We start from the raw sequence: 19219 nt of genomic DNA, 5'->3' as shown, positions 1-19219 counted from the left end.
CACTGGCCCCGGAGGCTCACTGGATGAGCAGCAGGGCGTCCTCGGTGAGGTCCTGGCCCCCCAGGGTGAAGCGGTAGTGGTAGGAGCCCGGGCCCGCGATCCTCTCATCGGCCGCCGGGGCGGGGTCGGCACTGGGCGGAGCGCTCTCACCCTCCTGCGGGGCCTGGGAGGCCGACGGATCGGGGGAGGCCGACGGCTCAGCGGAGGCGGCGGCCCCGGCTGCCGGGGCATGGGCCAGGTCGCAGTCCGAGCCCGCCGCGTAGCCGTTCCACTCCAGGCCCACCTCGGTGGCATCGCCCTGCCCCAGGAGCAGGAGCCGCTCCTGGCTCCCGGCCGGGCAGGCCGCCGAGCTCCACACCTGCTCCTCACCAGAGGTGAGCAGGACGCCGAGGGAGGCCTGGCCGACGTCGAGCAGGCAGGGCTCGCTCCCAGCGTTGGTCAGGCTCACGGTGAAGGACCCGCCCTCGCCCGCGCTGAGGATCTGCGGGCCGCTGGAGGCCACCTCCAGATCCCCGACGGCGCAGGACTGCGGCTGGGGGTAGACGGTGCGGGCCTGGGCGGCGGCGCGGTCCGCATCCTGGGTCCGGATGGTCTGGCGCACCCACAGGGCGGAGGCCACTGCGCCCGCGCCGAGGCCGACGACCAGCAGGATCGCCAGGCCCGCCACCACGGTGCGGCGCAGGCCGTAGCGGGGGCGGAGCCTGCCACGGCCCCGTGCCCCCAGGGCCCGCAGCCTGCGGCTGTGGGGATGCGCCCCGCCTGCGCGCGTCGAGCGCGAGGGGCGCCCCGCCTGGGTGGAGGTGGCGCGGTGGGAGCGGGCGGTCCCCGGGACGGCCTGCCGGGGGCGCGGCGCGCCCTGCGCCGCCTGCCCCGTGCGCGCTCCGGCCGTGGTGCGGCGCGGAGCGCGCCCACCGGGCTGTGCAGCCCTGCGCTGGCGCCCGCCGGAGGCCTGCGCGGCGCGCCCGCCCCGGCCGGCGCCCCGAGTCGACGCCGCACCGCGGGCTGCCGAGGGGCGGCCCGTTGATGAGCGCGCGCCCCGGCGCTCCTCGCCACGGGCGCCATCGCGGGTGGCGGCCTGCCGGGCGCCACCGCTCATGCGGCCAGTGTCGTGAGCGCCGCCATGGGCGCCGGAATCCCCGCGAGACGCGGCCCGGGCCGCTGCCCCGCCCCGGGCCGCCTGAGCACCGCCCGGCGCGCCTCGGCGCGCGCCCGAGCCGCCCTGGGGCCGGGGCCGTGACTGGGCGCCCCGCGGGGCGCCCGCCGAGCCCCGCGGCACCGCGCCCTTGGCCCGCCGGGCCGATCCGCGCCCGCCTCGTCCCCGTCCCTTCGCCATGCCCCCGACTCTACCGGCGTCAGCGCCGGGCCCAGGTCAGCCCCACCGTGTGGCCGTGAGCCGACATGGAGCCAGCGCCGCCCTCCGGGGCGGACGTCCTGGGATCGTTGTGCCGGTGCTCGGTTGGCGCGCCAGCGCCGCCCTCCGGGGCGGACGTCCTGGGATCGTTGTGCCGGTGCTCGGTTGGCGCGCCAGCGCCGCCCTCCGGGGCAGGACCGCATCGGCGCGGCCGCCGGCCGGCCTCAGGGCAGCCGATAGGTGGCGCCGTCGTCGTCGGTGGCGATGAGCCCATCGGCCAGGAGGCTTGCCAGGGCCCGGGCGGGCTGGTCGGGATCGGCGCGCCCCGCCCGGCCCCCCGCGGCTGCGGCCGCCACCAGCAGGTCGGTGCGCGCCAGGCCCCGCGGGCTCTCCCGCAGGGCGGCCATGATCATGCCCCGGGCCTGGCGGTCGGTGCCGTGCCAGGCCTGGGTGCGGCGCCGGCCCGCATGCGCATCGGCGGGGCGCCCGGCCGCCAGCCAGGCGCACTGGGAGCGCCACGGGCACTGCTCGCACCGGGGGTCGCGCGCCGTGCACACCAGGGCCCCCAGCTCCATGACAGCCACCGACCAGCGCGCGGCGGTGGCCTCGTCCGGGGGCAGCAGTGCCAGGGCCCGCTCCCGCTCGGCGCGGCCCAGGTGGGGCGGGGGCAGGGCCTGGCCGCCCACGGCCCGGGCCAGGACGCGGCGCACATTCGTGTCCAGCACCAGGGCGCGCCTGCCATAGGCGAAGACCATGACGGCACCGGCGGTGTACTCCCCCACCCCGGGCAGGGCCAGGAGGGCCTCGCGGTCACTGGGCAGCCGACCACCATGATCCTGGACGAGGGCCCGGGCGCATTCGATGAGCCGCAGGGCCCGCCGGGGGTAGCCCAGGCGCCCCCACACGCGCAGCACCTCGGCGGTGGGGGCCGCGGCGAGCTCGGCCGGGCCCGGCCAGCGCTCCAGCCACTGCCTCCAGGCGGGGATGACGCGCGCCACCGGGGTCTGCTGGCTCATCACCTCGCTGAGCAGCACCTCCCAGGGAGTGGTGCCGGGCCTGCGCCAGGGCAGGTCGCGGGCGTGGCGGGCGTACCAGGAGACGACGGCGCCGGCCGAGGGGCCCTGGGCACCGCCGCCGGCGGCCTCCTGGTCCCCGATGCGCGCACTCACAGCTGCAGGAGCATGCGGGTGTTGCCCAGGGTGTTGGGCTTGACCCGTGCCAGGTTGAGGAACTCGGCCACGCCGTCGTCGTGGGAGCGCACCATCTCGGAGAAGACGTCGGTGCCCACCGGGGTGCCCGAGATCGGGGCGAAGCCGTGGCGGGCGAAGAAGTCGACCTCGAAGGTCAGGCAGAACAGGCGCTGGAGGCCCAGGGCCCTGGCCCTCCCAATGAGCTCGCGCAGGATCGCCGAGCCCACGCCCGCGCCCAGGTGGTCGCGGTGGACGGCCAGGGTGCGCACCTCGGCGATGTCGTCCCACATGACATGCAGGGCGCCGCAGCCCACGATGGCCGACTCGCCAGCCCCTGGGGGATCGGCGTGCCCGGCGGCCCGGGAGGAGCCGACGGCGGCCGCATCCTCGGCCACGATGAACTCCTGGACGTCCTCGAAGTAGGAGATGAGGTCCTTGGCGATGAGGATGCGCCGGTCGGAGTAGGGGCGCACCAGGTCGGCGATGGCCCGCACGTCGGCCGGGCGCGCCGGGCGCAGCGCGATCCGGGTCCCGGGGGTGGGCCCGGCGGCCCTCGCGGGGGCTCCGCCCCGTCCCACCGGCGCCTGCGGCTCAGGGCCGTCCGGATCCCGCAGGCCGCCGGCCGCCCCGGACTCCCGGGGGGCCTGGGCCGCTCCCCGCGCTTCATCTCGCTGTGAGGTCACTCCGCCCATCCTGCCATGAGCCCCAGACCGTCACCAGCGGATACGCACCCGCATCTGCCGGCACCGCGGCCAGCGCGGCCGGCCCCGGCGCCCTCCAGCGCCCACACCCCGCGCCCCCGGCGCCCGTTGCACATCTTCACCACCCCCAGCGGCCATCAACCCCGATCCTTCCGCATCATCCCGTCCGCACCCCACCCGAAGATGTGCAACGAGGGGGATCTGCGCCGCTGGCGGTAGGGTGGGCTCACAGTACTGCGCGCCCGGTCCTGCCATCCCAGATCGCCGCCCCGAGGCCGGCAGGGCAGCGCGAGCCCGAGGAATGGCGCGGATGGTCATGACTCAACCAGGACTCAACCATGGCTGACACCCCCGACGGCGCCGATGGCGCTGGCGCCACCAGCACCCAGCGGGCCCGCGCCGCGCGCCTGGTGAGGCGCTCGCGCATCGGCATGCTCATCGGCTGGACCCTGTCGATGGCCGGCAGCGAGGTCTTCGCCGGCGCCTCACCGGCCCTCGTGGTGGCCTCGGCCCTGCCGGCTGCCTGGATCGCCGGGTATGCCACGCTGACCAGTATCGAGGACGTGCTCTCGCCCCTGGCCGTCAGGCTGCTCGGGCGGGCCCGGCCGGGCCGGGTGCTCCTGGCCTGCGAGGGCTACGACGTCGCCCTCCTCGTGCTCACCCTCGTGGCACTGGCCCTGGGCGCGCCCGCCGGGGCGGTCATCGCCGCCTACATGGTTCTGGCCTCCCCCATCCCCCTGGTGCTCGACGTCGTCGAGGAGATCTACGGCGCGGAGATGGCCGCGATCGACCCCCAGACCTCCCTGCGCTTCACCTCCCACCTGCAGTCCCTGTCCGCCTTCTTCTCCGGCGTCGTGTCCATCCCCCTGGGCGCCTACCTCACCTTCGTCTCCCCCAGCCTCATCGTCCTGGCCAACCTCGTCCTGTCCGCGGCGGCCATCGGCGCCCGCCTCCACGGCATGCACGCCGAGGAGGAGGCGGTGCGCCTGGCTCGTACCCGGACCGAGGCCCAGGAGACGGACGAGCCCCTCTTCGCCTCCACCCCGGCGGCCCTCAGGCACCTGCTGGGCCACCCGCTCATCTCCCCGGCCAGCGTCCTGGCCCGGTCCTTCGCCACCGCCCTGGCCGGGTCCTACGTGCTCATCCACATCGGGCAGGCCCGGGGCCAGGGCCCCTACCTCGCCGTGCTGATCACGGTGGGCCTGGGGGCCACCGCCGGCCCCCAGGTCACGCGGCTGGCAGGGCAGGTCTTGAGCGCCCGGGCCGATGGAGATGCTGCAATCGCGGACGCCGGCGCCACGGCACAGGCGACAAGCGCGGCAGGGCTCGGGGTGGCGATGGCGATCACCGCCGCAGCCCTGCTCACCGGTGCCTGCCTCACCCTGGCGCCCTCGGCGCCGACGACGTCCTTCTGGGCGGCGGCGGTGATGCTCGCCATCGCGCAGATGGCCTCCTGGGCACTGGCCACGCTGCTCATCGGCCAGCGCCAGGTCACGCTGGTGGGCCAGCGCTTCCTCGATGCCACCGCCTGGTCCCAGGGCGCCGGGGCTCTGGGCGGCATCGCCGGGGGCTGGAGCGCCATCGCCCTGAGCACGACAGCGGACCCGCGCCCCGCACTCATCGGCGCAGCCCTGGTCTACGCGGTCCTGAGCGCCTACCTGTGGTGGGGCCGGCGATCCTAGGCCGACGTGCCCAGGAGGTGAGGAAGCTGCGACGACGGTGGGGTCCTGCCCCGGGGGGCGCTGCGGGAGGGGCCTCCAGGAGGGTCGGGCGTTGCCGGGCAGGCAGGTTCTCGGGAGGGGTGCAGGGATAGAATTGGGCGTCGTTTGGCGCAATGGGCGTCACTTCGCGGAATGGACGACACCTACAAGGTACGTCCATTCCGCGACGTGACGCCCTTGTCGCGAAGTGACGTCCAACGTGCGGCCCGCACCCGTCGCCGAGCACCTGCGCGTCCTGGAAGGCATGCCCCTCCCGGAGAACCTGACCCTCCTGGAGAACCGCCCCGGTCCCGCAGCCTGCACCCTGCCGGCCACGCCCACACCCCCACTCCTGGACAAGCCCCGCCTTTCAGGGAAGGCCCCCTAGGGGCGGTGCTCGGTGCGAGCGGCCAGGTCGAGCACGGCCCTGGCCGTGGCATCGTCGACCACCAGGTCGGTGGCCACCCTGGCCCGCAGCGCCGCCAGGAGGGCGGGGGCCTTGGCGACCCCCGCCACCACGCACAGGCGCCGCGGGATGCGGGAGAGCTGGGCGGGGGTCGGGCCGGTGGCCCGGGCGTTGAGGTCGATGTCCCGCCAGGAGCCGTCCGCGCGCAGCATCACGGTGCACACATCGCCCACCACCTTCTCGCGGCGCACCACGGCCCTGTCCGCGCTGGACAGATGCCCGCCCTCGTAGACCTGGGAGGGCAGGGACCCCTCCAGGGACCCCACGCCGAAGACCGCCAGGCGCGCCCGGCCCACCAGGGCCAGCACCCGGCGCACCGAGCGCTCGGACCACATGGCCTCACGGGTCTCCACGTGGTCGAAGAAGGCGGGCACGGGGAAGGCCACACTGCGGGCCCGCAGGGCCCCGGCGATGCGCGAGAGCATCTCCCCGGCACTGGTGCCCTCCTCCATGGGATCGGTGGCGCCGTTGAGCTGGACCACGGTCAGGCCGGGGACCGTGCGGCTGGGCAGGGCCGCGCTGACCTCGGACATGGTGGTTCCCCAGGCCACCCCCACCACCAGGCCCCGGGCCGCCTCCTGCACCGCCGGCTCCGCGCGGCCCGGACCGGGCGATCCGGCGCCTCCCGCCCCGCCGCCCGCCGGGTCCGCCCCCGGCTCCGCGCCCGCACTGCGAGGGCCGGCGGTCAGCTCACCGATGAGGTCGACCATGCGCCCGGCCGCCACGCCCGCGACCTGCTGGAGGCGCAGGATCTCGGTGGCCCCCTCGCGCACGGGGACGATCTGGGCCCGCACCCCGAACTGGGACAGCAGGCGCCCCTCCAGACTGCCCGCTCCCCCGGGCTGGATCAGCTCGATGCGCACGATTCCCACCTGCTTGGCCCGCAGGAGCAGCCGTGAGACGGTGGAGCGCGAGACCCCCAGGTGGCGGGCGATGACCTCCATGGTCTCGCCCTGGATGTAGTACATGGAGGCGGCCTCATAGGCGCGCAGCAGGCCACTGGGGTCGTCGGTGAGCGCGGGGGGCGCCGATGCAGGCGGCGCCGACGACGCGGCCGGGCCCTCCGGGGCCGCCGGCACCACCGTGCGCCGAGGTCTCGAGCGCGGGGCCCGGCCGCGCCCCCGGCCGGCGGGCTCAGCGGTCATGGCGATCAGTGGTCATGGTGGCCGTCGTGGTCATGTTCCTCTCCCCACACGCGGGTCATGCACGTTCGTGCATCATATTTGATCATCCTCCCATAGGGGACCAGAGTAGAGGGCGTCAGCACATGTCTCACAGGAGCGGCAGCGACCATGCAGACTTCCCCCAACGGACTCCAGCCCACCCCCGCCACCGCGCTCAACGGCGCCCAGCGCAGCGCCGCGCTGGAGGCGATGAGCAATGCGGAGGGCCTGGACATCCTCGTCGTCGGCGGCGGGGTCACCGGCGCCGGCATCGCCCTGGACGCCGCGGCCCGGGGTCTTCGCACCGGGATCGTGGAGATGGGCGACTGGGCCCAGGGCACCTCCTCCTACTCCTCCAAGCTGGTCCACGGCGGCCTGCGCTACCTCTACCAGCTCAACTTCGCCCTGGTGCACGAGGCGCTCACCGAGCGGGGGCGCCTCCTGACCACCACGGCCCCCCACCTGGTCAAGGCCCAGCCCTTCCTGTGGCCGCTCAAGCACCACTACGAGCGCTCCTACTCCGCCGTGGGCGTGGGCATGTACGACGCCCTGGCCCTGGCCGGCGCCCGCGGCCACAAGACCGTGCCCATCCAGCAGCACCTGGGCAGGAAGGGCACCGCCGCCCTGGCCCCGGCCCTGGACGTCAGCGGCCTGGCCGGCGCCATCCGCTTCTACGACGCCCGCGTCGACGACTCGCGCCTGGTCCTGGACCTCGTGCGCACCGCCGTGGGGCTGGGCGCCCACGCCGCCTCGCGCACCCGGGTCACCGGCTTCCTCAAGGACGGGCGCGGGCAGGTCCTCGGCGCTGCCGTGACCGACCTGACCACCGGCGAGGAGCTGGAGATCCATGCCAAGCGCACCATCAACGCCGCGGGGGTGTGGACCGAGGACGTCCAGGACCTGGCCACCAAGGACGGCGGGCTGAAGGTGCTGGCCTCCAAGGGCATCCACATCGTGGTGCCGCGCGAGGCCATCGACGCCGAGACCGGCATCTTCCTGCGCACCGAGAAGTCCGTCCTGTTCATCATCCCCTGGCCCGAGTACTGGGTCATCGGCACCACCGACACCCCCTGGGACCAGGACGTGGCCAAGCCCGTGGCCACCTCGGCCGACGTGGACTACATCCTGGAGCACGCCAACTCCGTGCTCAACCGCCCCATCAGACGCCAGGACATCATCGGCGTCTACGCGGGCCTGCGCCCCCTGCTCCAGCCGAAGCTCAAGCCCGGCGCCAAGGCCGCCTCGACCAAGGTCTCGCGCGAGCACACGGTCACACGCGTGGCACCGGGGCTGACCGCCATCGCCGGCGGCAAGCTCACCACCTACCGGGTCATGGCCGAGGACGCCGTCGACCACGCCCTGGGCGAGGCCCTCGCCCACGCCCACCCCTCGGTCACCGCGGACCTGCCCCTGGTGGGCGCCGAGGGGTACCACGAGCTGGTCGATGAGGCCGGGCGGATCGCCCGCGAGCGCGGCTGGACCCTGGCGCGCGTCACCCACCTGCTCGACCGCTACGGCTCGGAGACCCTCGACCTGCTGGCCGCCATCGACGCCGCGAAGGAGCAGGGCACCGGGCCCGGCGACCTGGACCAGCCCCTGGAGGGCGCTCCCGAGTACCTGCGCGTGGAGGTGGCCTGGGCCGTGACCCATGAGGGGGCACTGTCACTGGAGGATGTGCTCACCCGCCGGGTCCGACTGGACCTGTGCCGGCGCGACCGGGGCCTGTCCAGCGCCGATGAGGTCTGCGCCATCATGGCCCCGCTCCTGGGCTGGGACGAGGCCGAGGTCGCCGCCCAGAAGAAGGCCTACGCCCAGCGTGTCGAGGAGATCGCCGCCGCCGAGGCCGAGGCCACCGACGCCGCCGCGGTGGCGCACCTGAGCAAGCCGATCTGATCGCCGGCCGGGCCCGGCGGCTCCTCGGCCTCGCCGGGCCCGATCGGCCTGCCGTGCCGGAGAAGGGCGAGGGCCTCTCATGGCTGCCGCGCCGCCCTGCCCCTGGCGCCCCGCCTGCGGGCAGGGCGGCGCGCCTCCCGCCGTGCGGGCACTGCCCGTGATCTCTGGGATGGCCTCCGGGCCTCCGCCTGGGGCCGCTCGCCGAGGACTACAGTGTGAGTCACAGGCCCGCGCCGCTCAGGCCGGGGCCTGCCGCCTCCCCACTGCAGTCCTATCGGAGAACCCGCCGCCATGACCGAGCCCTCCCAGAGCGCGCACCGGCGCCAGATGGTCATGGCCGAGGCCGTCATGCACCGCGGCTCCATGCGGGTCGGGGAGCTGGCAGAGCTGGTCGGGGTGTCCACCATGACCGTCTACAGGGACCTGGTGGCCCTGGAGGAGGCCGGCCTGGTCCAGCGTGACCGCGGCCGGGTCATCGCCCAGGCCTCCGGCCTGCACGAGGCCGACGCCGTCTTCCGCCTGGAGCAGCACCGGCAGGACAAGCAGGACATGGCGGCCTGCGCCGCCGGGCTCATCCCCCCGGGGGCCTCCCTCATGCTCGATGACTCCACCTCCAGCATCTGGCTGCTGCGGGCCCTGCCCCGGCTGTCCTCCATGACGGTGGTCACCAACTCCCAGATCGCCGCCGAGGAGGCCATCAGCGTCCACGGCACCCGGCTCATCCTCATCGGCGGGCAGTACCAGCCCTGGGCCCGCGCCACCGCGGGCCGGGCGGCCCTGGAGCAGATCCGCGACCTGCGGGCGGGCTTCTGCGTGCTGTCGGCCTCCGGGGTCTCCGGCCCGAGCTGCTACCACCCCCACCAGGACATCGCCGAGGTCAAGCGGGCGATGCTGGCCAGCTCCCAGGTGCGCATCCTGCTCATCGACCGCTCCAAGCTGCACCGCCACGCCCTGGTGCGCTTCGCCGACCTCACGGATTTCGACCACGTCATCGTCGACTCGCGGATCCCGGCCGAGGACGCCGAGTCCCTCAGGGAGCGCGGCGTCGAGCCGCTCATCGCGCCGCCCGCCCCGGCCCGCACCGCCCTCGAACAGCAGTAGACGGGCAGGAGCGCAGGGACCGGCGGCGCGGCGCCCTCCGTCACGGCGATGGGCACGCCCGTGACGTCGGCGTGCATCTGCATCCAGTCGCGGCTCTTGGTGGCCCCGCCGCAGGCCGCCATGCGGGTGACCTCGAAGCCGCCCTCGACCGTGCACTGGTCCGGCAGGACGCCGTCGGTGTGGGCCCCGAAGAAGCCCTTGCCGTGGACCTCGGCGGCGGACTGGCCGGTCAGGACCCGGGCGGGCGGCGCGACCCGCTCGGGCCGCCCGGCCCCCGACGGCCGCCGGGGTCAGGCGCCGCCGGGGCCCGCTGCCATCTGGGACCAGCCCAGCTCCTCCCAGATGGCAGCGGGGATGAGCCGGTCCACCCGGTCCAGGACGTAGTCGGGCCGCTGGCCCTCGGGGCGCGCCGCGACGTCGTCGGGCGTGGCCTCCCCGGTCAGGACGCAGGCGGACCTCATCCCGGTGTCGATGGCCATCTGGATATCGGTCTGGAGCCGGTCCCCCACCATCATGCAGTCCCGGGGCTCGAGGTCCAGGCCCGCCAGGGCCTCGTGGAGCATGATCGGCGAGGGCTTGCCCAGGCTGGCCTGGCAGGCCACCCCGGTGCAGGCCTCGATCGCCGCGGTGATGGCCGCGCAGTCGGGCTCGCCGCGGCCGCCCGGGAAGGGGCAGTAGCGGTCGGGGTTGGTCTGGATGAGGATGGCCCGCTTGTGGAACCAGAGCGCGTCGAAGGCGATCTGGAGCTTGCGGTAGTCGAAGGCCCGGTCGTAGGAGGCCACGACGACGTCGATCTCCCGCGGGTCCTCGCTCAGGCGCAGGCCCGCCTCGACCAGCGCCCTCTGGAGCGGCTGCTCGGCGATGGCGAAGACCGCGGCCCCCGGATGGTTCTCCTTGAGCCAGCGGGTGGTGGTCACCACCGTGTTGCAGATGTCCTCGATCCTGGCCGGCAGGCCGAGCCCGGTGAGCTTGTCGAGGTACTGGCGCGGATCCTTGGTGGGGTTGTTGGACAGGTAGCGCACGGTGATCTCCCGGCGCTGGAGCTCGGCCAGGAGCCGCCGCGCCCCCGGCAGCAGGCCGTCGCCCAGGTAGATCGTCCCGTCCAGGTCGAAGACGTAGGCCTTGGCCAGGTCCTCGGGGAATAGCAGCGGCGAGTCGCTCATGGAAGGGGCTCCGTTCCTGTGCAGCCGATGGTGACGGGTCCGTGGCGGCTCCGGTGCTCCGGGGCCTTCAGGACAGGAGCGCGGCGAGGCTGACGACGATCGTGTTGCAGATCCAGATGGCCCCGGCCGGCGGGTCGATGTGGCTGGTGCCGCGGTTGTACCACAGGCGCGCGGCCAGCTCGCCGAAGGAGGCAGCCACGACGCCGAAGACCCCGCCGATGAGGACGGCGGCCGCGGCGATCAGCCAGGTGCGGGAGTCCCAGGTGGAGGTCTCGGTCCACTGGAAGGTGGCGAAGGTCGAGCCCATGAGGATGGGGAAGAACTGGATCGTGGCCAGCCCTCCGATGTTGGTCACGTGGTGCTGGACCGGCATGCTCCGGTTGGTGATGAGGAAGAGGATGATCACCGCGGAGATGGCGAAGGGGAAGGTGTTGGCCAGGGATGCGGCCAGGCTGCCGTCCATGCCCAGCTCGGTGAGGCGGGCCCCGACATTGCCGGCCAGGAACAGGCTGACCCCGCCTGCTGCGGCCCCGAAGAAGCTGCCGATGGTGATGACCTGGCCGGGCCTCTCCTGCCACTCCAGCCAGCGCCCGTTGGTTCCGGGAGCGATCCTGGCCAGGCCGCGCTTGCCCTGCGCGAACTTGTCGGCGTTGTGCAGGGAGCCGGAGAACAATCGGGCCCCGCCGAAGGCGACGCGCGCGGTCATGCCGGACAGCAGCACGGTCAGGGCCACGGAGTCGGTGTGGCCGCCGAACCACGGGATCATGGAGATGCCGATCTGCAGCAGGTAGCCCAGGACGCCGAAGGCGGCGCCCACGAGCAGCACGTCGGGGCGGCCCAGCCCCGCCAGGGGGCTGTTGACGTCCTTGCCGTCCTCCATGTAGCCCCGGTAGGCGGCGTAGACCGCCGCGGCCGCACCGCCGGCGAAGGCGATATGCGGGCCCATGAAGGGGCCGAAGGCGATGTAGTCGAAGGCGAAGGTGGAGCCGGTGAAGGCGAAGACCCCCCATGAGGTGATGACGCTGAGTCCGGTGAGGACGAAGGCGTAGTTGCCACCGATGGAGGCGCCGACGGCGCCCCCGGCCATTGCGAGGATCACTCCGAACAGGAAGATCCCAAGAGAAGCGATGAACATCGTTGTTCCTTGAGTCGTGCGGATGGGGGACGGTGCTGCTCGGTCACGATCGGTGGCCGGCCCGGGAGCCGGCCCGGCCCTCGTGCTCGATGATGAGGTCGATAGTGGCCTTGGAGTGCGAGGCCGGATCGAAGGTGCGGCCCAGGAGCTCGCTGGCCGGGCGGCGCGCCAGCTCGCGGCCGACGACGCGCTGCCGGGCACAGGAGGTGGGCGTCATTGGACATGATGAGGCGCTCGACGCAGAAGGAGTCGTGGGCGGTGGAGGCCCGCACGCCGGGCATCTTGTTGGCGCTGATGGCCATGCCCATGCCGGTGCCGCGGAAGCAGATGCCGCGGTCGGCCCGGCCCGAGGTGATCATGGTGGCGGCGGGGAGGGCGATGCTGGGGGACAGCGGCCTCGCCGGGAGCGCAGCCGGCATCGATGGCTTCATCCACGCGGGGGTCGGCCTCGAGGTCGGCCTCGACGGCCTCCTTGTAGTCCACTCCGTAGTCCACTCCGGCCGGGTCGGCCGCGACGACGATCCTCAATCCCATGACAGCTCCGTCCTCGTCGGTGCGGCCCCAGCCTCCTCACCCGGACCGCGCCCAACAGATATTACAGATGCAGTGGTGTTTCTAACATGCCCGACGTGACACCTCATGTGAGGCGCACCATCGCTTGAGAGGCATTCCTACCCCATGCCCCGCCCCTCGTGGGCATCTGCACCGGGGCTCCGCACATCCGTGCACAGCCCCGCGGTCAGCGGCGCACCTTCTGCCAGCGGGCGGGTCCCTCGCCCTCACCGCCTTCCCACGCATGACGGCGACTGGGTAGCCTCCCATCCCATAGAGCCCCGCCGCAGCCCGGTGCTGCACCACGGGGACCACTCGAGACGGCGCCCTGCCCAGGGCGGCACGCGGGCAGCCGCGTCGGGAGCCATCCCCGAGGGCGCCACGGGATCGGCAGTGCACAAGGACGTGTCGGAAAGCGAGTCGAGCATGAGACCAGCCCCGCCATAGGCGCCCCCGCCCGGGCCGGGCCCGGATGCGGGCCCCGGTGGGCCGCGCCTCCCCGACCATCCGGGCCGCGCACGAGCGCGCCCCGGGCCGCGATGACTGCTGCCGGAGCACCCCACCTGTCACACCATGGAAAGGACCCCCATGACTGAGAAGAAGTACGTCCTGGCGATCGACCAGGGCACCACCTCCTCGCGCGCCATCCTCTTCGACCACTCCGGGCGGATCGTGGCGGTGGACCAGAAGGAGCACGAGCAGATCTTCCCGCGCGCCGGCTGGGTCGAGCACGACCCGCTGGAGATCTGGCGCAATGTGCGCGACGTCGTCGCCGGGGTGCTCTCCGCCGCCGAGGTCAACCGCCACCAGATCGCCTCGGTGGGCATCACCAACCAGCGCGAGAGCGCCGTGGTGTGGGACAAGACCACCGGCGAGCCGGTCTACAACGTCATCGTCTGGCAGGACACCCGCACCCAGAGGATCTGCGAGCGCCTGGCCGGCGATGAGGGCCCCGACAAGTACAAGGAGCGCGTGGGCCTGGGCCTGGCCACCTACTTCTCGGGCCCCAAGGTCACCTGGATCCTGGAGAACGTCGAGGGCGCGCGCGAGCGGGCCGAGGCCGGCGACCTGCTCATGGGGACCATGGACACCTGGGTGCTGTGGAACCTCACCGGGGGCGTCAACGGCGGCGTTCACGCCACGGATGTCACCAACGCCTCGCGCACGATGCTCATGAACATCGACACCCTGGACTGGAACCCGGGGATCTGCGCCGACATGGGCATCCCGGTCTCCATGCTGCCCGAGATCAAGCCCTCCTCGGGCATCTTCGGCCACGGCCGCAAGAACGGGCTGCTGGTGGACACCCCCATCAGCGGCATCCTGGGGGATCAGCAGGCGGCGACCTTCGGCCAGGCCTGCTTCACCAGGGGCCAGGCCAAGAACACCTACGGCACCGGCTGCTTCATGCTCATGAACACCGGCACCGAGCCGGTGCACTCCACCAACGGCCTGCTGACCACCGTGTGCTACCAGATCGAGGGCGAGCCCGCGGTCTACGCCCTGGAGGGCTCCATCGCGGTGGCCGGCTCCCTGGTGCAGTGGCTGCGCGACAACCTGGGGATCATCAAGGACTCCAAGGATGTCGAGGAGCTGGCCAGGAGCGTGGAGGACAACGGCGGGGCCTACTTCGTGCCCGCCTTCTCCGGCCTGTTCGCCCCGCACTGGCGCCCCGATGCCCGCGGCGCCCTGGTGGGCCTGACCCGCTACGTCAACAAGGGGCACATCGCCCGCGCCGTGGAGGAGTCCACCGCCTTCCAGACCCGCGAGGTCCTGGAGGCCATGAACGCCGACTCCGGCCAGGCCCTGACCGAGCTCAAGGTCGACGGCGGCATGACCCGCGATGAGCTGCTCATGCAGTTCCAGGCCGACCAGGTGGGCGTGCCCGTCGTGCGGCCCGAGGTCACCGAGACCACCGCCCTGGGCGCGGCCTACGCCGCCGGTATCGCCGTGGGCTTCTGGTCGGGCACCCAGGACGTCATCGACAACTGGGCCGAGGGCAAGCGCTGGACCCCGCAGATGGACGAGGCCGAGCGCGACCGCCTCTTCCGCAACTGGAACAAGGCGGTCACCCGCACCCTGGACTGGGTGGACGACGACGTCGTGGAGTGATCCCGGCGCAGCGCCTCGGGCGGCCCGCGCGCTGAGCCGCTGAGCCGCCGAGCGCGGCGGTGGGGCCCGGCGGGACGATCCGCTCCTGCCGGGCCCCACCACCGGGTAGGGTGCGGTGGTGACCATCCCCCTCGGCCGGCTCCCCCTCCCCAGGACCAGTGACGGGCTGTCCCTGCGCCTGCGCCAGGGCATCGCGGAGGCGGTCGCGCCCGTGCTGAGCAACCCCACTGCCATGCGCATCCTGGTCCGCCCCGACGCCCCGGACATCGACCTCATCGATGTCGACGCCAGTGGCACGGCCATCACCTCCCCGCTGGGCCCGCCCGGTGCTCACGAGCCCGAGCGGCAACCGCAGGAGGAGCCAGGGGGCGCGCCCGTCCCGGCACCGGGCCGGCTGCGCCGCCTCCAGGTGAGGGCCCGGCCCATGGAGGTCCTGGGAGCGCCGGTGCATCTCGATGCCCGCCTCCGCGATCTGGCGATCGCCTGGCGGGAGGAGGACGGCAGCGGGCGCCTGGTCCTCGCCGAGCCCAGCGCCCAGTCCCCGCTGCACGGCCAGGTGGAGATCCGCATCTCCCAGGCGGGCCTGGCCACCGCCATCGAGCGGCTCGGCACCCACCTGCTGGAGGGCAGGGGCGCGCTCGACGACGTGGAGCTGGAGATCAGCGGGGCGGCACCGGGGGCCCTGCGGATCAGCGGCAGCGGCCGGATCCGCCGGGGCCCGCTGCGGGCCCGCGTGCGGGTCGGCGCCCAGGTGGACGTGCAGGAGGCCGATCCCCACCAGCCCGGCGCCGGCAGTGGCCCGGGCAGCGGGCCCATCGGCTCAGGCGGGGCGCCGACCGGCGGGCGCCCAGCGCTGGTCGCCACGCTGGCACAGGTGAGGGTCGCCTCGCGCCACCCGGTGGTGGCGGCGATGCTGGCCGTCGCTGCCAAGGACCTCCAGGGCCTCCAGGGCAGGCGGGTGCCGCTGCGCAGCCCCGAGGGGGAGGTGGGCGTCACCGCCCTGAGGGTGACCACCGGCCCCGATCTCAGCGTCTCCGCTGTGCTGGGAGGGGGCCCGGCCTGAGTCGGGCGCACCCGCCCGGCCCCCCGGCAGGCCCCAGGAGCCCTCAGTCCCGCAGGGCGCGGCCCTCGATGCGCAGGCTGCGGGCGCACCAGGAGGAGACCGTCTCGGAGTGGGTGGCGATGACGAAGCGCGTCCCGCGCTCGCGCAGGTCCGCGAAGAGCTCCAGGATCTCGGTCTCGGTGCCCTCGTCCAGGGAGCCGGTCGGCTCATCGGCCAGCACCAGGTCGGGCCGCCCCACCACGGCGCGGGCGATGGCCACCCGCTGGGCCTCTCCCCCGGACAGGCGCCGCACATCCTTGCCGCCGTACCCCTCCAGGCCCACCGCCGCCAGGGCGGACAGGGCCCGCTGGCGGCGCCGGGAGCGCCCGCGGTCCTGCGCCGCCATGGCCACGTTGTCCAGCACGTGCCGGTCGGTCAGCAGATCGAAGCGCTGGGTGATGTACCCGATATGCGCCGCACGGTGGCGGGCCATGGGTGCGGCCCTCAGGCCCAGCTCCTGGCCCCGGAAGACGTAGCGGCCCTCGAAGGCGGTGTCCAGGCCCGCCAGGATCCGCAGCAGCGTCGTCTTGCCCGAGCCCGAGCGCCCGCACACCGCCACCGAGTGGTCCTCCTGCCCCAGCGACAGGCGCAGGCCCTCGAAGAGCGTGCGCACCTGCCCGTTGGGCTCACGGAACTCCTTGCGCCTGACATCCAGCTCGATCATGGCTCCTCATCTCCTCCGCCGCGCACCGCGCCCCCGCGCGCAAGCCGCCGGACCGCCGCCAGGTGCCCCGCGCCCTCCAGCGCGATGAGCCCCAGCCCCGCACCCAGGCCCACCAGACCCCAGTTGCCGTCGAAGCTCGCCGAGGCCGCCACCAGGGGGATGACGATGGCGGCCAGGATGACGGCGTCGCGCACCCACAGGGCCGTCAGGGTGCGGGCGATGCGACCGGGCGCCCACCCCAGGAGGAGCCAGGCGCGCACCACCGGGCGGCGCCCGCGCCACAGGTGCAGCCCCACTCCCGCCAGGGCCGTCAGGGAGCAGAGGGCCACCGCCACCGCGATCGCGCGGACCAGCGCGCCCTGGCGCTCGACGAAGTCGCGCATGAGCCCCAGCTGGACGGTGTAGATCGGGGTGCCCAGCAGCGTGTAGTCCTCGAAGCCGCAGGCCGCGCCCATGGCATTGAGGATGTCGAGCAGCTCGGAGGGCCGCATGGAGGCGGGCGCGGCGATGGTGCCGTTGACCATGGCGAAGGCCAATGAGTTGCACAGGCCCATGTCGTAGCCCTCGCACTGCCCCAGGCTGTGGGGGTAGGGGATGATGAGCGCCTCATCCAGGAAGGTGCTGGGCTGCCCGGGCAGGTAGACCGCCGAGCGCGAGTCCACCACCCCGGCCACCCGGAACTCCAGCGGGTGGCCGCCCAGCCACCCCTGGAGACTCGTCCCGACGCTGTAGACCGAGGCCAGGGAGGAGCCCACCAGCACCGGCACCGGCTCGCCGCTGGAGTAGTCGACGGCCTGCCAGTCCAGGCCCGGCCCCTGGCTGAGCTCGATCCCGTAGAACTCGTAGGCGTCCTGGTTGAGCTGGAAGGACTTGATGTCGGTGACCGTGCGCCCCAGCGGATCGGGGTAGGGCTCCAGAGGGCCTCCCAGGCCCTCGTAGACATGCCGGTACTGCTCTCCGCCGGGGAAGTCGACCACCGGGACCATGTGGTTGAACAGGGAGGGGAACTCGAAGCTCGTCGAGCTGCTCAGGGCGTCGTAGAAGGCCGCCACCGACCGGGTGCCGCCCTCCTCGGCGCGGAACTCCTCGTAGCGCTCGGGATCGGCCAGGGTGTCGACCAGCCCGTACAGGACCCGCCCGGAGCGGGAGTCCGCCACGCGCCCCACCTCCGCCTCCGTGCGGGCCCCCACAGCCCCCACGGCGAAGACCGCCAGGCTCACCAGGGCGGTCAAGGCGATCTTGACCCCCAGGGCGGCGGGGCGGGCCCGCAGGTCCAGGACCATCTCATGGATCATGGCGCCGCGCCCTCCAGCCGGCTCTCCATGACCAGGCGCCCGGCCCCCAGAACCGCCAGGCCGCCCAGGGCGGCCCCCAGGACGCCCAGGGTGCGCCCGCCGCCCGGCAGCCCCACCGCCGCATGCACCCCGGCCACCGCCAGGGCGGCTCCCAGCAGGCCCGCCCCCGCGAGGCGGGCGCCCGTGGCCAGGTGCGCGGCCAGAGCCGTGCGCCCCAGGATGATGCTGACCCGCGCCTCCTGGCGCCGCCAGGCGACCACCAGGCCGAGAGCCGCCCACAGGCTCAGCGCGCCGGCCAGACCGCCCAGGGGCAGCAGGACCGGGGAGAAGGTGTCGAGGGAGAGCCGGCGCGCCACGCCCTGGTCCTGGGGCTGCCAGCGGGCGCCGGCCAGGTGCTCCTCGACCAGCTCACGGGCCTGCGGGCCGTCGACGACGACGACCGCGGCATGGGAGGCGGCGAAGCGCTGGTTGTCGATGATGAGCGTCTCGTACTGGAGCAGGCTGCGCTCGCGGCTCCCCAGCACTGCGGTGACCGGGTAGCGGCGCCCCTCGACGATGACGGCCCGGCCGTCATCGACCACCTGCGCGGAGGCGGCGCCCTGAGCGGCCCCGACGCCTTCGAGTGGCTCGGCAGCGCCCACCTGACTGCCGATGAGCGCCTGGGGGCCGGCGCCCTCCCGGACCTGCCCGCCGTGGAGCGGGAGCGACAGGTCCGCCCCGGGGGCCAGGGCGAGGATCCTGCGGCCCGGCCCGTCCTCCACATAGGCGTGGGCGTCCAGTCCCGAGGCGCTCAGGGCCCGCATGACCTCATCGGGCGCCGCCTGGACGCTGAGCGCCCGGGGGGTGTAGCCGCGGCTGCCCTCTTGCCTGGCCAGGGCCATCTCGCCCTGGAAGACGCACAGCAGGAGCAGCAGGCCGATCCCCACGGCGATGATCGCCGTGGGGATCAGGGCCGGGGCCACCGCTCGACGCAGGAGCAGGGGCATCAGCTGCAGCTGCGCCCGTAGTAGGTGCGTGCCAGGCCGTAGCCGTTGGACCGGGCGTTGGGGTTGTAGGCCACCCACGAGCTCCAGGCCTCGGAGTAGTGCCACCGCTTGACCCGCCCGGAGGAGGAGATGACCTGCCCCCTGGGCCAGTGGTGCTCCAGCTGGGCCGTGGTGTGGTGGCACACGCCGTTCCACCGCGTCCAGCCGTGGGCGCGCTTGTGGGTGGTGCCGTTGATGGACTTGCGCTGGGCCTCGCCGGAGTGGTGGGGCACGCCCTCGCGGAAGGAGCGCTTGGCGCTGATCCCGCCGGAGCTCGTCGAGTAGCTGCCGGTGGTCTCGGACCACCCGCCCCCCTCCACCCCTTGCTGGGCGGCCGAGACGCTGGGGGCGATGAGTGTGGCGGCCAGCACTGCGCCGACCAGCACGTGAAGTGCTCGCTTCATTGGGATCTCCTTCAATGGCGGGATTGCACCGCGGGGTCACGGATGCGTCCCGTAGTGTGCCTCACCACGAGCGCCACCGGAAGTAATCTGCCCATAAATATGGTCACAATATAGAAACGGGCTGCATGCCCCGCAGGCATACTCACGGAGCACGGCAGCGGCGATTGTGGCAGGATCTCATGCGCGTGCGTGGCGCCGTGCT

General features: G+C 73.7%; 18 protein-coding genes and 1 pseudogene. 7 read left to right on the top strand and 12 right to left on the bottom strand.

All coding sequences use genetic code 11. From position 1 onward, the window contains the following. Positions 1 to 16: 16 nt before the first annotated feature. The 3 genes from J5X07_RS01540 to J5X07_RS01530 all read right to left on the bottom strand — a co-directional run bounded on the left by J5X07_RS01540 (position 17) and on the right by J5X07_RS01530 (position 3233). Positions 17 to 1096: a hypothetical protein gene (locus tag J5X07_RS01540; protein ID WP_124932719.1), complete on the bottom strand. Its 1080-nt coding sequence runs from the start codon at positions 1094 to 1096 to the stop codon at positions 17 to 19. 479 nt (positions 1097 to 1575) lie between these two features. After that, on the bottom strand, positions 1576 to 2520 hold the full coding sequence (locus tag J5X07_RS01535; RefSeq protein WP_424924068.1) for an HhH-GPD family protein: 945 nt from the start codon (positions 2518 to 2520) through the stop codon (positions 1576 to 1578). Next, positions 2517 to 3233, bottom strand: coding sequence for an amino-acid N-acetyltransferase (locus J5X07_RS01530; RefSeq protein ID WP_208478443.1), 717 nt, complete (start codon positions 3231 to 3233; stop codon positions 2517 to 2519). The genes J5X07_RS01535 and J5X07_RS01530 overlap by 4 nt, the downstream gene beginning before the upstream one ends. 347 nt (positions 3234 to 3580) lie before the next feature. Between J5X07_RS01530 and J5X07_RS01525 the strand changes: the two genes are divergently transcribed. Together J5X07_RS01525 and J5X07_RS01520 are read left to right on the top strand one after the other, a co-directional pair. Continuing rightward, positions 3581 to 4924 carry an MFS transporter gene (locus J5X07_RS01525; protein WP_208478442.1) on the top strand — a complete coding sequence of 448 codons (1344 nt, stop codon included), beginning with the start codon at positions 3581 to 3583 and terminating at the stop codon, positions 4922 to 4924. Positions 4925 to 5150: 226 nt separating this feature from the next. Beyond that, on the top strand, positions 5151 to 5330 hold the full coding sequence (locus J5X07_RS01520; protein WP_208478441.1) for a hypothetical protein: 180 nt from the start codon (positions 5151 to 5153) through the stop codon (positions 5328 to 5330). Here J5X07_RS01520 and J5X07_RS01515 read toward each other — a convergent pair. Continuing rightward, on the bottom strand, positions 5327 to 6553 hold the full coding sequence (locus J5X07_RS01515; protein WP_208478440.1) for a sugar-binding transcriptional regulator: 1227 nt from the start codon (positions 6551 to 6553) through the stop codon (positions 5327 to 5329). The genes J5X07_RS01520 and J5X07_RS01515 overlap by 4 nt on opposite strands. 147 nt (positions 6554 to 6700) lie before the next feature. Between J5X07_RS01515 and J5X07_RS01510 the strand changes: the two genes are divergently transcribed. Next, entirely contained in the window at positions 6701 to 8464 is a 1764-nt protein-coding gene (locus J5X07_RS01510; protein WP_243896265.1) for a glycerol-3-phosphate dehydrogenase/oxidase, read from the top strand. Between the two features lie 291 nt (positions 8465 to 8755). After that, positions 8756 to 9565: a DeoR/GlpR family DNA-binding transcription regulator gene (locus J5X07_RS01505; protein ID WP_208478439.1), complete on the top strand. Its 810-nt coding sequence runs from the start codon at positions 8756 to 8758 to the stop codon at positions 9563 to 9565. A 41-nt stretch (positions 9566 to 9606) separates the two neighbouring features. On the opposite strand, the pseudogene J5X07_RS13215 reads toward J5X07_RS01505, so the two are convergent. From J5X07_RS13215 to J5X07_RS13345, 4 genes and pseudogenes are all read right to left on the bottom strand, one after another. Further along, positions 9607 to 9732, bottom strand: a pseudogene (locus tag J5X07_RS13215) (FGGY-family carbohydrate kinase); the annotation flags it as partial. Positions 9733 to 9855: 123 nt separating this feature from the next. Beyond that, positions 9856 to 10728: an HAD-IIA family hydrolase gene (locus tag J5X07_RS01495; protein WP_208478438.1), complete on the bottom strand. Its 873-nt coding sequence runs from the start codon at positions 10726 to 10728 to the stop codon at positions 9856 to 9858. A gap of 67 nt (positions 10729 to 10795) precedes the next feature. Next, on the bottom strand, positions 10796 to 11863 hold the full coding sequence (locus J5X07_RS01490; RefSeq protein ID WP_124932727.1) for a DUF7973 family transport facilitator: 1068 nt from the start codon (positions 11861 to 11863) through the stop codon (positions 10796 to 10798). After that, entirely contained in the window at positions 11824 to 12222 is a 399-nt protein-coding gene (locus J5X07_RS13345) for an RpiB/LacA/LacB family sugar-phosphate isomerase (RefSeq protein WP_341769365.1), read from the bottom strand. Before J5X07_RS13345 ends, J5X07_RS01490 begins: the two co-directional genes overlap by 40 nt. On the opposite strand from J5X07_RS13345, the gene J5X07_RS13340 reads away from it, so the two are divergent. From J5X07_RS13340 to J5X07_RS01475, 3 genes are all read left to right on the top strand, one after another. Further along, positions 12122 to 12496 carry a hypothetical protein gene (locus J5X07_RS13340; protein WP_341769373.1) on the top strand — a complete coding sequence of 125 codons (375 nt, stop codon included), beginning with the start codon at positions 12122 to 12124 and terminating at the stop codon, positions 12494 to 12496. The genes J5X07_RS13345 and J5X07_RS13340 overlap by 101 nt on opposite strands. Before the next feature lie 507 nt (positions 12497 to 13003). Then, a complete protein-coding gene (gene glpK / locus J5X07_RS01480) occupies positions 13004 to 14527 on the top strand; it encodes a glycerol kinase GlpK (protein WP_208478437.1) in 1524 nt (507 codons plus the stop codon). A gap of 118 nt (positions 14528 to 14645) precedes the next feature. Further along, the gene (locus J5X07_RS01475) at positions 14646 to 15590 is read left to right on the top strand and encodes a hypothetical protein (protein ID WP_208478436.1); all 945 of its coding nucleotides are present in this window, start codon (positions 14646 to 14648) and stop codon (positions 15588 to 15590) included. Positions 15591 to 15633: 43 nt separating this feature from the next. Here J5X07_RS01475 and J5X07_RS01470 read toward each other — a convergent pair whose 3' ends face one another. From J5X07_RS01470 to J5X07_RS01455, 4 genes are read right to left on the bottom strand one after another with little or no spacing between them, the layout of a single operon-like run. Beyond that, a complete protein-coding gene (locus J5X07_RS01470) occupies positions 15634 to 16293 on the bottom strand; it encodes an ABC transporter ATP-binding protein (protein ID WP_208478435.1) in 660 nt (219 codons plus the stop codon). Beyond that, positions 16290 to 17588: a hypothetical protein gene (locus J5X07_RS01465; RefSeq protein WP_208478434.1), complete on the bottom strand. Its 1299-nt coding sequence runs from the start codon at positions 17586 to 17588 to the stop codon at positions 16290 to 16292. The genes J5X07_RS01470 and J5X07_RS01465 overlap by 4 nt, the downstream gene beginning before the upstream one ends. Continuing rightward, on the bottom strand, positions 17585 to 18574 hold the full coding sequence (locus tag J5X07_RS01460; RefSeq protein WP_124932732.1) for a hypothetical protein: 990 nt from the start codon (positions 18572 to 18574) through the stop codon (positions 17585 to 17587). Before J5X07_RS01460 ends, J5X07_RS01465 begins: the two co-directional genes overlap by 4 nt. Then, positions 18574 to 19017 carry a hypothetical protein gene (locus J5X07_RS01455; RefSeq protein ID WP_124932733.1) on the bottom strand — a complete coding sequence of 148 codons (444 nt, stop codon included), beginning with the start codon at positions 19015 to 19017 and terminating at the stop codon, positions 18574 to 18576. The genes J5X07_RS01460 and J5X07_RS01455 overlap by 1 nt, the downstream gene beginning before the upstream one ends. Positions 19018 to 19219 lie beyond the last annotated feature (202 nt).

Source organism: Actinomyces bowdenii (genome assembly GCF_017592395.1).
Lineage (GTDB): Bacteria > Actinomycetota > Actinomycetes > Actinomycetales > Actinomycetaceae > Actinomyces > Actinomyces bowdenii.
Note: the sequence above shows the minus strand (reverse complement) of the source record. Positions and strands in the feature narration are given on the sequence as shown.